This is a genomic window from Micromonospora sp. NPDC049559 (genome assembly GCF_040676675.1).
Classification (GTDB): domain Bacteria; phylum Actinomycetota; class Actinomycetes; order Mycobacteriales; family Micromonosporaceae; genus JBFAPK01.
In genome coordinates this window covers 22,354-36,154 of sequence record NZ_JBFAPK010000025.1, presented here as the reverse complement: position 1 = coordinate 36,154, position 13,801 = coordinate 22,354, and the positions used below count along the sequence as shown (strand labels likewise).

The window sequence follows — 13,801 nt, the reverse complement described above, 5'->3', positions numbered from 1 at the left end:
TATGCTGATGGACATGCGGCCCCGCCGCCGGCCGGCGCGTTCGACGGCGGGCCGGTACCGGGGCCCCGACCAGGGCCGGCGCCCGGCACCCCGACGTGGTCGCGCTCGCGTCCCAGGTGGCGAAACCGATCGGCGACGGCCGCATGAAGCGGCGCCGGCCTGGGTACCGGCAAATAACCAGAGGCCAGAGCAGAAGAATTGACCATGGACGACGAATGGACCCTCCCGATCGACGCCACAGCCCGCACCGCCCGGCTGGCGATCCTGCCGGTACGGCGGCCGCAGCGGCCCGGAACGACGCGTAAGGCAGTGACCACCATGTCCACAGCCCAAGGGTCCGGTACCTCCCCCACGACGGCCCGACCCGGCGGCACGGCCGGCGTACGTTTCCTGGTCGAGACCGGAAGGTCCCACTCGCTCGTCCGGCTCGTGGGCGTGCTCGACGGGGCAGCCGCCGGCCCGGTTCGCGGCGCGCTGCTGGCCTGCCTCGCCGACCAGCCCACCCCCGCCGCCGTCGTCGACGTGTCGCGGCTGCGGGTGGCCGAGCCCGCGGCGCTCTCGGTCTTCGCCGCCGTGGCCCGCGAGACGGCCGACTGGCCCTCCGGCCGGCTCACCTTCTGTCTCCCCGAGGCCGGGCCCGACGCCGGGTGGGACGGGGTCGAGGTGGTGGTGCGGGAGAGCCTGGCCGAGGCGCTCGCGCTGCTCGGCGAGCCCGAGGCGGCGCGACCGCTGCGCGCCGAGTTCGCGCCGGCCGCCGGTGCCGCCCGCGAGGCCCGCGAGCTGGCCACCGAGGGGTGCGCGCGGTGGGGCGTACCGGAGCTGGCCGGATCGGCGTGCATCGCGCTGACCGAGATGGTCAACAACGCGGTCGCCCACGCGGCCACCCCGCTGGCCGTCGCGCTGACGCCGCGCGGCCGGGCGCTGCACATCGGCGTACGGGACTACTCGCGGGACGCGCCGACCTTCCACGGCACCGTACCGCCGACCTCGGCCGGCGGCCGGGGCATGCTGCTGGTCGACACCGTGGCCCGGCGCTGGGGCACCAGCCTGCTGCCGGACGGCAAGCTGGTCTGGGCGGTACTGCACGCCGACGACGAGCACCTGGACTGACCCGAGGGGCGGTAAGGCGCCGTCTGCGACGGATGTCCCGGTTGGCGGCTGACCGCTGCGGTTATGGTCGGTGCGGCGATGGGTAGTGAGACCTCATGCGCTACGACGACTACCCGACCCCCGTGTCCGATCCCGAGGCCGAGGGACTGCCCGGCACGGCCGACGACGACTCCACCGCCGGCGACGACGTGCTGACCGGCCGCGAGGCGGACGGGCTCGACCCGGCCGCGCTGCCGGCCGACGAGTTCCTCGCCGCGGACCACTTCGGCAACACCGCCGAGGAACAGCTGGACGGCGAGTCGCTCGACTACAAGATCGCGCGTGAGCAGCTGGAGCCGGACGTCGACGACCCGCTCGCCGGTCCGGTGGACCCGGCGATCGCGGCCGAGGCCGACAGCCAGCAGGCCGCCGCCGAGGCCCAGCTGGACGCGGACGTGATGGATCCCGGCCCGACCTCGGACCCGAACTCGCCGGTCTCCCTCTACGACCACGGCCAACTGGGCGGGCAGACCGCGCCGCCGATCGGGCGGCTGGTCGAGCCGGACCAGGGTGCCCGCACCGACGACGAGCCGGACTCGATCGCGTACGACGCGGGGGCCGCGGGCGGCGGCGCCAGCGCCGAGGAGCTGGCCGTGAACGAGACCGACCCGCCGCCGCGTACCGACTGACCCGCGCGCCCCGGTCAGTCGGGCTCGACCAGGAGGCGGGCGTAGTTGGCCATCGAACGCCGGTAGCGCGGCAGGTGCCGGGCGAGCGCCCCGACGGCGATCGACACCGCCTCCCGCTCCCGACCCACGCTGGTCAGCGCCAGCGCGAGCGTCGCGCTGACCGCGTCGTCGAGTTCGTCGGAGCCGCGCTCGCGCTCCTCGGTCAGCAACCGCACGCTCTCCTCGGCCTGCCCGACGTTCCGCAGCGAGCTGGACAGCTGGATCACCGAGCGCCGCCGCCGGATGCCGTCGATGCCCAGCTCCAGCGCCCTGCGGTAGAGCGGGATCGCTCGGTCGGAGTGACCGGTGGAGTCCCAGGCGCAGGCGCGCTCGAACGCCGCCACCGGATGGTCCGGCCCCAACTCGTCGACGAGGGCGCCCACCCGCTCCCGGAACTCCGCCTCGTCCCACGCCTCGGGCGCCGCGTCGAAGGCCGCCCACAGCTCGGTACTGCGCCGCTCCCAGTCGGCGTTCGGGTCCATCGCCCCTCCTCATGCTCGTCGGTGCGGACCTGGGAAGTCCTGGTGGAGTGTACGGATTCGCGCCGCGTCCGCCCGTTCCAGCAGCTCCGCGGTGACCGTCCACAGGCGCCGCTCCCGGTCGCGGTCGAGGGCGACCGGCCGCACGTTCGTCAGCCTCGTCTTCACCACGAACGCGCCGTCGCGCAGGTGCGCCCACTTCTCGTCCACGGCGACCGCGGCCAGCAGTGGCCCCGAGCGTCGCGGGGTGGAAACACCCGGAACGCGGCCCAGGGCGCGGCCGATCGCCTGGAACGCCTGGGGGGCGTGGCGGCCCAGAGCGGTACCCGGCATCCAGCCGGGCTCGAACACCGACACGTTGATTCCGGCGCCGACGTGGCGTTGCAGCTCGTGCGCGTAGTACAGGATCGCCAGCTTCGCGTTGGAGTAGGCGATCCCGGCCTCGGTCATGCCCGGGTTCGTGTCGCCGCCCGCGGGACGGGCTAGCTCGACCGGGTCCGCCCAGCTGGCCTCCGGCACGTGCAGCATCCGGCGCCACAGGTTGGCGTGGTAGGTGTTCGAGCCGACCAGCACGACCCGGGCCGGGGCGGTGAACGAGTCGAGCAGGTCTCCGATGAGCTGCGCGTGAGCCAGGTAGTTGACGGCGAAGGTCAGCTCGTAGCCGTCGGCGGAGGCCCGGCGGGTGTCGGCCGACATGACACCGGCGTTGGCGACCAGCGCGCGCAGCGGGCGTACGGTGCCGGAGGCGAGCAGGTCGCGTACGGTGGCCGCGGCGGCGCGGACGTCGGCCAGGCGCGACAGGTCGCAGCCGATCTCGCGGACCCGCGCGCCGCGGGCGCGGGCCTCGCTCGCGATCACGGTCAGGTCCGGCCCGGCGCGGCCGACCAGCAGCAGGTCGGCGCGTCGCTCGGCGAGGGCGAGCGTCGCGTGGCGGCCCAGGTTACGCGTCGGGCCGGTGATCAGTACGGTTCCGGGTTCGGTGGACGTCATGGCCTCAGGCTGCGGGCCCGGCGCGGCGTCAGGCAGTCGTGCGCTTTTCGTAGGACTGCCAGGGCCAGGACATCCTCCTCGGGCTCGCGCAGACTGGACGGGTGGAAGCGTGGGAGTTCGGCCGTACGGTGCGCCGCTGGCGCGACCGGGTCGCACCGGAGCACGTCGGCGTGCCCGTCGGGCGGCGCCGTCGGGCCAGCGGTCTACGCCGTGAGGAGTTGGCCGCGCTCGCCGGCATCTCGACCGACTACCTGACCCGGCTCGAGCAGGGCCGCGCGACCGCACCCTCGGCGCAGGTGGTGGAGGCCCTGGCCCGGGCCCTGCGCCTGGCCGACACCGAACGTGACCTGCTGTACCGGTTGGCCGGGCACGCCGCGCCCGGCCTGGACATGGTGCCGTCGCGGGTCACCCCGAGCGTGCAGCGGCTGCTCGACCGGCTCGCACACACCCCGGTGGTGGTCTACGACGCGAGCTGGACCCTGGTCCTGGCCAACGCGCCGTACGACGCGCTGATGGGTGACACCTCCACCTGGCGCGGCCTGGAACGCAACGCCGTCTGGCGCAACCTCGCCGGCCTGCCCACCCGAGTCGTGCACACCCCGGTCGAGCAGGCCGACCATGAGGCCCGGCTCGTCGCCGACCTGCGCCTGACCGCCTCGCGCTACCCCGGCGACCACGCGCTGCGCCGGCTGATCGCCGAACTGGCCGACAGGAGCGCCCGCTTCGCCGAATTGTGGGACGCTCCAGCCCCGCCGCTGTCCGACCCGTCGAAACGCAAGGTCGTCGACCACCCGGCGGTCGGACGCATCACCCTGGACTGCGACACGCTCGTCGTCGCCGTCGACGATCTCCGCATCACCGTCTACACCGCCGAACCGGGCACCGAGGACGCCGAACGCCTCGCCCTCGCCGTCGTCCTGGGCACCCAGACCCTCGTCGACCAGCATCGACGCCGCTAGGCGGGATTCCCGCTAGCCGTCGAGGCCCTGTTCGATGGCGTACCGGGTGAGTTCGACCCGGTTGTGCATCTGCAACTTGCCGAGCGTGTTCTGTACGTGGTTCTGCACCGTACGGTGCGACAGTCCGAGCCGCTCGGCGATCTGCCGGTACGACAGCCCCTTCGCGACCAGGCGCAGCACCTCGGTCTCCCGGTCGGTCAGGCGCGGGGCGTCGCCCGGCTCGTCGCGCGGCGCGGGCGCGATGGCGAGCCGGCGGTACTCGCCGAGCACCAGACCGGCCAGGCCCGGGGTGAAGACCGTCTCGCCGGCGGCGGTACGGGTCACCGCCTCCAGGAACTCCCGTGGCGATGCTGACTTCACCAGGTAGCCGGTGGCGCCGGCCTTGACCGCGTCCAGCACGCTCTGCTGCTCGCCGCTGGCCGAGAGCATCAGCACCCGCACCTCGGGCACCGCGGCCACCAGGCCGTGGATCACCTCGACGCCGGAGATGTCGGGCAGTTGCAGGTCGAGCACGACGACGTCCGGGCGGGTGGCGCCGGCGATGCGGACCGCCTGCCGGCCCTCGCCGGTGGTCGCCACGACCAGGTGCCCCGCCTCGGTCAGGTCGCGGGCGACCCCCTCCCGCCACATCGGGTGGTCGTCGACGACCATCACCCGGATCGGTGCCGCCTCGCTCACGCGCCCGAGCATAGCGGCCGGCCACCAGACTTGATCATGAGCGAGGGCGCGGGACACGCGGGACACGGGGGACACGGGAGGCACGCGGTACAGCGGGGACGCCCGGAACCTCCGGTACGCCCGGGACAGGCGGCACTCGCGGGACGCGAAGCTCGACCTCGGTGCCCTGCCCGGGCGCCGAGGTGATCTCCACCGATCCGCCCAGTGCCTCGACCCGCCCCCGGATCGACTGCACGACGCCGAGCCGCCCCTGCCCGGCCGCCTCGGCGAGCCGCCCCGCCGGGATCCCCGGCCCGTTGTCGCGTACCGAGACGGCGATCTCCTCCGCCTCGTCCTCGATCAGCACCCAGGCCCGGCCGCCCCCGTGCCGGGCCACGTTGTCCAGCGCGGCCCCGACCGCGGCGCCCAGCTCCCGGGCCGCCGCCTCGGGCAGCCGCACGGCGGTGGCCGGCGAGGCGATCGAGACCTGCGGCGAGGCGTACCCGCCGAGGACCGTACGCAGGTCGGCCAGGCCGCCGCCGGCGCCGCCCTCGTCCGGCGGGCCGCTGGCGATCAGCGACCGCAGCGCCGCCTCCTGCTCCCCGGCGAGCCGCGCCAGCTCCCCCGCCTCCCCGTCGAGGTGTGCGCCGCGCCGCTGCACCAGCGCCAGCACCTGGAGCACCGAGTCGTGGATGTCCCGGGCCAGCCGCTCCCGCTCCCGGGTGGCCGCGGTCAGCTCGACGGCGCGTTGCAGCTGCTCCTCGGCGGCGACCGCCAGCCGGGCCACGTGCCCCACGGCGAGGCCGGCGAGCAGCATCAGCGCCGCCCCGGTGGTCGAGGACTGGGTCAGCCGCTCCCGGACGGTGAGGTCGACCGCGCCGAGGATCAGCGCCGCGGCGGCGCCCCGGCTCCGCCCGCCGGAGACCGCCCAGGCCAGCACCGGCCCGGCCAGCCAGGCGACCGCGAGCGGAGGTACGCCGCTGGCGAGCGCGGGCCGGCCGACCACCCACGGCGTGACGAGCAACACCCCCACCGGTACCGCGAGGTCGGCGGCGAGCAGGGGCCAGCCGCGGCGCCTCGGCCGGGCGTACGCGTAGCCGGCGAAGACCGTCCAGCCGGCCATCACGAGCAGGACCGGTACGGCGCCGAGCGGGTGGGCGTAGTCGCGCACGTTGCGTACGACCAGGACCAGGACGTACGCCAGCGCGGCGAAACGGAAGACGGCGATGGCCCGCCAGAGCGGCACCTGAAGTCCACCGGGCGCGTCGGGCACGCCCCGACGATGTCACAGGCCCGCCACCGCCGGGCAAGGCGGTCGCCGGCAAAGTGCATCCCACCTGCTGTTGACGTAGGGTGGAGGGGCGCGTACGCGCTAACGATCATTGGCGGGACGAGGCCATGTCTGACGAAGATCCCCTCGCGCCGCACACGGTTCTGCCCGTCGAACCCGTACCGCTCATCGCCGAGACCTTCGATCGTGGCCAGGTGACCGAAGTGCGGCACAGCGTCTCCGGCTGCGCCGCGGCGGCCGGGCTCCGTGGGCAGCGCCTCGACGACTTCGTGCTCGCGGTGAACGAGCTGATCACGAACGCGGTGCGGCACGGCGGCGGCCGGGGCTGGTTGCGGCTGTGGCACGAGGCGGGGACCGTGTACTGCGAGGTCTCGGACGCCGGCGTCGGCTTCGACTCCGTCGAGCACGAGTCCGGGCAGCGGCCGGAGCCCGGTACGGCGGGGGGCTGGGGGCTGTGGCTGGCCCGGCAGCTCAGCGACGAGATGCGGGTGCTGACCGGGGCGGCCGGGACGACGGTACGGGTCGGCACGGCGATCGAGCAACCCGCGCCGGAGCGCCTCGCCACCGAGGCGGCGGGCGGCCTCGTCGGCCAGCCCGAGCCGGACGGCCTCGCCGCGGGCTGACGCCCCCCCGCCGGCAAGCGGAGGCGCGGCCGTCGATACAGGCCGACGAGCGGAGGCACGGCCGTCAATACGGACCGACGCGCCCCAGGCATGCGAAAGGACCCCCGGTCACCGTGCTCCGGTGACCGGGGGTCCTTTCGCAGTGCCTCACCCGCAGGGGTGCTGGTCCTCCACGAACCGCCGTACCTGTTCGGCCGAGCGCGACCCGCCCGCCGTCTCGAAGGTCATCTCGGCCAGCGGGGTGCCGGCCGGATAGTCCGGCAGGTCGGCGGAGTGCTCGCGGTTCTCCGAGGGTCCCGCGCCGCTGACCGTGTCGACGCTGACCGACAGGCGGCGGGGGAAGCTGGCCGGCGGCGCCAGCTTCACCGTCTCGAACTGGCTGTCGTCACCGAGCACCACGAGGCCCTTCCGGGCCGCGTCGACGCGCGGCGTCTCCGCCTGCCAGAGCAGCGTGAAGTTGCCTCCCTTGTCCGGGTCCGGGGCGGCGTAGACCCGTACGCCCCGGACCTCGTCGTCGGGACAGAGCGGCGCGTAGACCGCCGGTTTCCCGGCCACCTCCGCGTAGCCCAGCTGGTAGCGGACCTGACCGCCCGCCCGGGAGCAGTCGGCGGCCCCCTGGCTCAGGCAGATCAGCCCCGCCAGAGCCAGGAGGTAACGCCGTCGATGCCGGATCAGCAAGGGAGGTAGTTTCCGTCCGCGAGACCGGCCTGGATCTCGTAGATGTTCTTGCAGCCGTTGCCGCCGGTGCGGATCAGCTCGGTCAGGTACATCGGGCCGAACAGCGAGCCGTACCTGCGCCACTGCTTGTCCCGGTGCACCTTCTCGTGCTTGAGCATGTCCGAGTCCGGGTTGGCGTTCTTGTCGGTGACGAAGGTGTCGCCGTACGTCGTGCCGCTGCCGCCGTACAGGGGCCACCGCGTCTTGCAGACCCGGATCCCCTCCATGGTGGAGCAGGAACCGCCGGTCAGCTCGACCGCGTTCTCCGTGATCCCGCCGATCAGCCACGACTGGCCTCTGGTGATCAGTGGTATCGGGTTGTGCTTGGACAGCCAGCCGAGGCCCATCTTGAACGGGTTGGACCCGCCCTTCCGGTCGTCCTTCAGCGCCTCCATCAGCGCCCGCTGGACCATGTCCCGCAGCCGGGCCGCCGCCTCCAGCGCGGCCAGGTAGTTCTGGAACGCCTTGGCCGTCGCCTTGATCGAGTTCAGCTCTTTATTGATCTTGTTGGCTAGTCGTAGCTTCGCCTTCTTGCTCTTCGTCTGTACCCAGACTCTGATCATCTTGACGACCTTGACCAGGCGCTTCACCAGGTACTTGATGTAGCGGATGATGTGCTTGACCACCACGATCTGCCGCGGCACCCAGAAGCTGGCGAAGATGGCCAAGATCAGCTTCACCATCATGGTGATGATCAGTCGCACGATCTCCACCACCTTCCGGATCATCGTCTGGTACACCGTGCGGTAACTGGTGACCATACGCGTCACGTACGCCCGGCCGTCCGGGTCGGTGAAGCTCACCGGGCTGTTGTTGGCGTACGCGTACCCGTGCATCGCCTGCGGATCGTCGAAGTCGATCATTGGGTCGACGGATATGAACCGTCCGGTGTTCGGGTCGTACTCGCGGGCGCCCAGATGGGTGAGCCCGGTCGAGTCGTCCTTCGAGCCGCCCACGAAGCCCCGGTCACCGGCCAGCTTCGGCGTGCCGGTGCCGCGGTCGGAACCGTACGGGTCGTGCCGCTGCCGCTGGATGATCTGGGTCCCCTCGTCCACGCCCAGCTCGGCCGTGCCGTGGTGGTCGGAGACCAGCCAGGTCACCCGCCCGTCCCGGCCGGTGCGCATGGCCACCGTGCTGCCGCCGTGGTTGTAGTACCGCACGGCGGCCAGGCCGCCACCGGTGTCCAGGTGCAGCTCGGTGTCGCCCAGGTAGAGCGTGCTGCCGGTGTCGTCGCGCCGGATCAGCCGCTCGCCGGAGGCGTCGTAGACGTACGAGGTGACCTTGCCGTTCTCGGTGACCTTGGAGAGGTGGCCCTCGGCGTCCCACTCCAGGGTCTGGCCGACACCGGCCTGCACCCGCGACTTCGTGTTGCCGGCCGAGTCGTAGTCGTACTGGTCGACCTTCGTACCGGTCGACGAGGTGGTGGTCACCTTCCGCAGCGCGTGCGGCTGGGCACCCCCGGCCGCGTTGTACTCGTAGGTGCTGCTGGTGGCGGCACCGCTCGGCGCGGTCCGGGTTTCGGTCTTCCGGTTGCCGACGCTGTCGAAGGTCCAGGCGTGCCAGTACGGGGCCGGCCCGCCCAACTGCTGCGCGACCGGTGCGGCCGCACAGTCCCCCGAGGCCGGGGTCCACGCCTCGACCAGCCGCCGCAGCGAGTCGTGCTTGAAGCACTGCGTGTCGGTGATCGAGCCGCTCGCCGGGTCCGGCGCGTCGGTGATCTTCGTGACGTTGCCGGCCTGGTCGTACTCGTAGCCGACGCTGGCGATCAGCTGCGGTCCGGTCTCCCGCCGGGTCTCCGCCTTGCTGAGGCGGCGGGTACCGAACTCGTAGCTGAAGTCGCGGCGCAGCCACTTGCCGCCAGTGGAGAGGTTGACCTGCTTCTGCTCCCCGAACTCCGTGTACGAGGTGCCGGTCACGTACGGCGTGGCGCCGGTCAGCGTCGTCGGCAGCCCGAGCGCGTTGTAGCCGTAGGTGAGCGTCTCGGCGGGCAGCCCGCCGACGCCCGGCAGCGTCTTGCTCGCCACCTCGCCGTCCGGGTAGTAGGCGGTGCCGAACTCGTACGTGTTGCCGAGCCGCCCCTCCTCACCCGGAATGGTGATCGTCTGCTTCGTCACCCGGCCCGCGCCGTCGACCGACTTGACCGCCGTGGTGTACGCCCGACCGTCGACGTAGCGGGTCGCGGTGCCGAGCAGCCCCGGCGCCGGCGTACCGTCGGCGAGCTTGTCATACGTCCACTCGGCGAGCTTCGGACCGGTCGCCGAACCCTGCCGGATCGCGGTCTTTCGGCCCAGCGCGTCGTACTCGTACGCCAGGACCACGCCCCGGGAGTCCTTCTCCGTCAGGATCTCGTTGCCGTCGCCGTAGGTGTACTCGGTGGTGCCCTGGTCCGGGTCCACGCTGCGAATCATCCGGTCCCGGGCGTCGTAGTCGTAGCTCCAGACGTTACCGGCCGAGTCGGTGATCGACTTGGTCTGCCCGGAGTTGGTGTACGTGTACTTCGTCGCGTCGTACGGACCGCTGGTCGTGGTGCCCTTGTACTGCCGCAGCTCGACCAGCCGACCCTGCGCGTCGAGGATGCGGGTGGTGGGCGTCTCGCCGAGCGGCGGCGTGGTGTGCTGCCGGTCGATTTCGTGCACGTGCGTGGTGCGCCACTTCTCCACCCCCTCGACCTTGAAGATCTCGTTGGTGGGCCGGTCCGCGTCGTCGAAGACCGTCACCGTCTGCGCCGGGAGCAGGTCCTCCTGCGGGATCACCGGCTGGTCCCCGGGCGGCGCGTCGTTGTAGTACGGCCCGTTGACCTTCACCTCGCGGCCCCGCGAGTCGTAGACCACGTCCTTGATTACCCGACCGCCGGCGGGCGACGGGGTCTGCGTCTGGCGCAGCCGCATCTTCCCGTCGAAGAGCTGGTACTCGGTCCGGTAGCCGCCGTTGGACTCCAGCGTGCTGGCGATCACCACGTTGGGTCCGTCGGTGCGGATCACGTACTGGTACGTCGCGCTCGGCGACAGGCTGGTGTCCCGGCCCGGCAACCAGGTATTGGTGACCCGGCCCAGCGCGTCGTACTGGGTGACGCTGCGGCTGCCGTCCGGGCCGGTGACCGTCAGCTCCGTCCCGCGGGTCGGGTCCAGCGTGGTGGTCGTGGTCTGGCCCAGCGGGTTGGTCGCCACCACCTTGGTGGTCGGCGCGCCGGTCGCCGGCGTGTAGCCGAACGTCTGCTTGGCGCCCAGCACGTCGGTCTGCTCGACCAGCCGGCCGTGCACGTCGTACGCGGCCCGCATGGTGGTCAGGTACGTCGCCGCACCGTTCGCCCAGCCGTTGATCTCCTCGCGACGGGTCACGTCACCGCGCACCGGCGCGGCGCCGAACGTGTCGCTACCGTCGTAGTAGTACCGCTCGTCCGAGACTATGTCGCCGGCACCCGTCGGCTGCCGGGTGCACGACCCGATCGACGTACGGGTCTGCGACGGCAGGTCGAGCAGCCAGACGGACTGGTTGCGGGCGTACGTGTACTTGGTGCAGGTGTCGTCGTCCGGGTCGGCGACGTTGCCCAGGTCCGCCGCCTCCAGCAGGGTGCCGGAGTCGTCGTACGTGTGCGCCGTGGCCGTCTCCCGCCACTGACCGTTGATCGTCTCGCCCTGGCTGATCTTCTTCTGCTGCACCTGGTACGCGCTCGTGGTGCCCCACGAACGGGTACGGGTCGCGGTCGGCGGCGAGAGCCACGGGTCCGTGATGGTCCGCGACAGCATGGTCCCGCCGTCCGCGGTGTAGGTGATCGTCTCCCGGGCCAGGCCCGCGAACTGGTCGGTGTCCTTCCACGACGTGTTCGTGGAGTCCACGATCGAGACGTTCTTCTTGACCCCGGCGGTGGCGGTCAGGTCACCGTCCATGCCGCGGAAGTAGACCAGCTCGGTGAGCGAGCGGGGCTGGCCCTGCTTGCCCTTGCGCACCCGCAGCCGCTCGTACCCGCGCCACTGGCTCCAGGTCTTGCGGTCCTCGGGGACCAGTCCGTCCTCGTCGTCGTGCCGCCAGGCGGGCGGGCTCACGTACTCGACCGAGGAGATCTCCGGCTCGAACCCGGTGGTCCGGTCGGACTCGCTGACCTCGGTCACCACGTACTTGTTGAACCAGTCGGTCCGCTCGCCCAGCCCCTCCGGGGTCCACCGCAGCGGGTGGCAGCGCTTGGTGTTGGTGTCCGGCGCCGGCAGGTTGGTGCCGTACGCGCACTCCTTCGGCGAGTAGGTCACCCGAATCTCGCCGCCGGACTCGTTGCGCACCGCCTTCATCCGCCACCAGTTCATCGGCGGGATGTTGTCGTTGCCGTCGACCCGGTTGTTCATCTGCACGCCGTCGAAGTTGACCGCGGGCAGCGAGGTGCTGGTGCCGGTCAGACCGGTGTGCTGGATCGAGGCGAGCCAGAGCCGCGCCTTCGTACCGTCGCCCGGGTCCGGGTAGGTCTGGGTGAGGGTCCACGAGTCCACCTCCGTGGGCCCCGTGCCGTTCCAGACCTGGGTGGTGACCTTGCTCAGCCGCTTCTGCGTCCAGAACGTCGGCGTGTACTTGTTGGTACAGCTCGTCGTGCTGGTGCAGGACTGGTCCCACGGCACGTCCGGCCAGTTGGCCGGCGAGGTGGTCGCGCAGGTGGTCCCCGGGATGCAGCGGTCGGCGATCGTGAAGGTCACCTGGCCCACGTACGGCTTGGTGTAGACCTCGCCGTCCCGCTGGCCGTACTGGATCTTGGTGAGGTAGCCGCCGCGGGTGTATTGGGAGACCTTGCTGGCGGTCAGGTTGCGCGCGTAGTTGTTCATCTCGCGCCCGTAGTAGTAGCTGGCGGTGTTGCCGTGCGTGTCCACCACGTAGTCGAGGTTCCAGCGCCAGGCCTGCTGGCACCAGGACGCGTCGAAGGTGGAGGCGTGGCACTCCTCGCCGGTGTGGTTGCCGTACACCGGCACGGTCCAGACCGACTGGGTCTGCGCGTGCTGCGTACTGGCCCAGCCGGGCAGCTTGTTGCGCCCGAAGTAGAACTGCGTACCGGTGCGGGTGGTGATCCGCCAGTACTCGCCGTTGTTGTCGCCGTTGCCGAGGCTGGTGTCCTTCAGGTGCTCCACCCGCGACCCGTCGTCGTTGCGCGGGCGCCAGATCTCGGCGGTGGTGCTGTCGTCGCGGATCAGCTCGCCGCCCTGGCCGTTCAGCGCGAACGACAGGTTGTCGGTGCCCCAGCAGAGGTCACCGGTCTTGGTGGTGTTGTTGGCACCGTTCTTCATGTCGGAGGCGCAGGGGGTGTACCGGCGCTCGATGAAGCCGCCGGGGGCCAGCTCGAAGCCCTCACCGACCCAGGACGGCTGGTTGTTGGTGCCGGTCGTCCGGCCGTCGACGCTGCCAGAGGAGTAGTTCAGCGCCAGCTCCGGGACGGGCCCGTTCAGCGCTGGCGGGATCTCCATCGGGTAGTTCCAGCTGAAGTCGCCCGACGGGCCACCGGCCTGCCAGGTCGAGCTGGGCGACAGCGAGGTCTCGCCGAAGTTGCCGGCGGTACCGGCCGCGGCGGCGACCACCGCGAAGAGACCGGAGGAGGTGGCGCCCGTGGCGGCCAGCCCGCTGCCCGGTACGGCGACCGCGACGTCGCCGCTCAACTTGCCCGAACCATTGTTGCGGGTGGGCACCGGGGTACCCCGGCACTCGGCCCGCTCGGGCGTGGCCGTGGCGCACTCGGGCAGCGCCACCAGCCGCAGCCGGGTCGCCCAGTCACCGCCGTACGCGTTGCCGAAGGTGGAGTAGTCGACCTCCAGCGAGACGCGCCCGGCCCGGGCCACGCCGTCGGCCCGGGCGACCTTGAGCAGCAGCCCGTCGGCGTGCCGCCCGACCAGGTCCACCTTGACCCGGCCCGGGGCCTCCTCGGCCACCGCGGCCCGGGCGGTGCCCGCCGCGGGGGCCGCCGCGCCGACCGAGATCGGCAGCTTGCCGGCCTTCACCCGGCCGCCGGCGGCCAGCGCCGACGCGGTACCGGTCCCGCCCGCCGTACCGAGCTCCACCGTCGCCGAACCCGGCGCCGGCCAGCTCACCATGGGCGTACCCTTGACCGCCTTCTCCTCCGCCGGGTCCGGCAGCAGCGGCTGGACGCCGGCCTCGCGGACCGGCACCGACTTCGTCGGCTGGCCGGCGGGCAACTGCTCCGCCGCCACCGCCGCCACCGCAGGTACGGCGCCGGCAAGACTGCCGACCAGCGCCGATGCCATCAGTACGGATAGCGGTTTCGTTGTTCTCCAGGCACGTC

General features: G+C 72.2%; 10 protein-coding genes. 4 read left to right on the top strand and 6 right to left on the bottom strand.

The window, feature by feature from the left end:
• Nucleotides 1-204 precede the first annotated feature (204 nt).
• Together AB0J86_RS24495 and AB0J86_RS24490 are read left to right on the top strand one after the other, a co-directional pair.
• Nucleotides 205-1,110: an ATP-binding protein gene (locus tag AB0J86_RS24495; RefSeq protein ID WP_363859933.1), complete on the top strand. Its 906-nt coding sequence runs from the start codon at nt 205-207 to the stop codon at nt 1,108-1,110.
• A 95-nt stretch (nt 1,111-1,205) separates the two neighbouring features.
• Nucleotides 1,206-1,778, top strand: coding sequence for a DUF5709 domain-containing protein (locus AB0J86_RS24490; protein ID WP_363859932.1), 573 nt, complete (start codon nt 1,206-1,208; stop codon nt 1,776-1,778).
• A 14-nt stretch (nt 1,779-1,792) separates the two neighbouring features.
• Here the strand turns inward: AB0J86_RS24490 and AB0J86_RS24485 are convergent, their stop codons facing one another.
• Together AB0J86_RS24485 and AB0J86_RS24480 are read right to left on the bottom strand one after the other, a co-directional pair.
• Nucleotides 1,793-2,299, bottom strand: a complete 507-nt coding sequence (locus tag AB0J86_RS24485; RefSeq protein ID WP_363859931.1) for a tetratricopeptide repeat protein — start codon at nt 2,297-2,299, stop codon at nt 1,793-1,795.
• A gap of 9 nt (nt 2,300-2,308) precedes the next feature.
• A complete protein-coding gene (locus AB0J86_RS24480; RefSeq protein ID WP_363859930.1) occupies nt 2,309-3,286 on the bottom strand; it encodes an SDR family NAD(P)-dependent oxidoreductase in 978 nt (325 codons plus the stop codon).
• Between the two features lie 101 nt (nt 3,287-3,387).
• On the opposite strand from AB0J86_RS24480, the gene AB0J86_RS24475 reads away from it, so the two are divergent.
• Nucleotides 3,388-4,245, top strand: coding sequence for a helix-turn-helix transcriptional regulator (locus AB0J86_RS24475; RefSeq protein ID WP_363859929.1), 858 nt, complete (start codon nt 3,388-3,390; stop codon nt 4,243-4,245).
• A gap of 12 nt (nt 4,246-4,257) precedes the next feature.
• On the opposite strand, the gene AB0J86_RS24470 is transcribed toward AB0J86_RS24475, so the two are convergent.
• Both AB0J86_RS24470 and AB0J86_RS24465 read right to left on the bottom strand, forming a co-directional pair.
• On the bottom strand, nt 4,258-4,896 hold the full coding sequence (locus AB0J86_RS24470; protein WP_363860011.1) for a response regulator transcription factor: 639 nt from the start codon (nt 4,894-4,896) through the stop codon (nt 4,258-4,260).
• A 61-nt stretch (nt 4,897-4,957) separates the two neighbouring features.
• The gene (locus AB0J86_RS24465; protein WP_363859928.1) at nt 4,958-6,175 is read right to left on the bottom strand and encodes a DUF5931 domain-containing protein; all 1,218 of its coding nucleotides are present in this window, start codon (nt 6,173-6,175) and stop codon (nt 4,958-4,960) included.
• Between the two features lie 125 nt (nt 6,176-6,300).
• On the opposite strand from AB0J86_RS24465, the gene AB0J86_RS24460 reads away from it, so the two are divergent.
• A complete protein-coding gene (locus tag AB0J86_RS24460; RefSeq protein WP_363859927.1) occupies nt 6,301-6,816 on the top strand; it encodes an ATP-binding protein in 516 nt (171 codons plus the stop codon).
• Nucleotides 6,817-6,963: 147 nt separating this feature from the next.
• Here the strand turns inward: AB0J86_RS24460 and AB0J86_RS24455 are convergent, their stop codons facing one another.
• Together AB0J86_RS24455 and AB0J86_RS24450 are read right to left on the bottom strand one after the other, a co-directional pair.
• Nucleotides 6,964-7,494 carry a hypothetical protein gene (locus tag AB0J86_RS24455; protein WP_363859926.1) on the bottom strand — a complete coding sequence of 177 codons (531 nt, stop codon included), beginning with the start codon at nt 7,492-7,494 and terminating at the stop codon, nt 6,964-6,966.
• On the bottom strand, nt 7,488-13,763 hold the full coding sequence (locus AB0J86_RS24450; RefSeq protein ID WP_363859925.1) for an RHS repeat-associated core domain-containing protein: 6,276 nt from the start codon (nt 13,761-13,763) through the stop codon (nt 7,488-7,490). Before AB0J86_RS24450 ends, AB0J86_RS24455 begins: the two co-directional genes overlap by 7 nt.
• Nucleotides 13,764-13,801 lie beyond the last annotated feature (38 nt).

Excerpts from the sequence above, each read along its gene's own strand:
- AB0J86_RS24480 (WP_363859930.1), bottom strand. The coding sequence starts at position 3,286 with ATGACGTCCACCGAACCCGGAACCGTACTGATCACCGGCCCGACGCGT.
- AB0J86_RS24485 (WP_363859931.1), bottom strand. The coding sequence starts at position 2,299 with ATGGACCCGAACGCCGACTGGGAGCGGCGCAGTACCGAGCTGTGGGCG.
- AB0J86_RS24470 (WP_363860011.1), bottom strand. The coding sequence starts at position 4,896 with ATGGTCGTCGACGACCACCCGATGTGGCGGGAGGGGGTCGCCCGCGAC.
- AB0J86_RS24450 (WP_363859925.1), bottom strand. The coding sequence starts at position 13,763 with ATGGCATCGGCGCTGGTCGGCAGTCTTGCCGGCGCCGTACCTGCGGTG.
- AB0J86_RS24495 (WP_363859933.1), top strand. The coding sequence starts at position 205 with ATGGACGACGAATGGACCCTCCCGATCGACGCCACAGCCCGCACCGCC.
- AB0J86_RS24460 (WP_363859927.1), top strand. The coding sequence starts at position 6,301 with ATGTCTGACGAAGATCCCCTCGCGCCGCACACGGTTCTGCCCGTCGAA.
- AB0J86_RS24490 (WP_363859932.1), top strand. The coding sequence starts at position 1,206 with ATGCGCTACGACGACTACCCGACCCCCGTGTCCGATCCCGAGGCCGAG.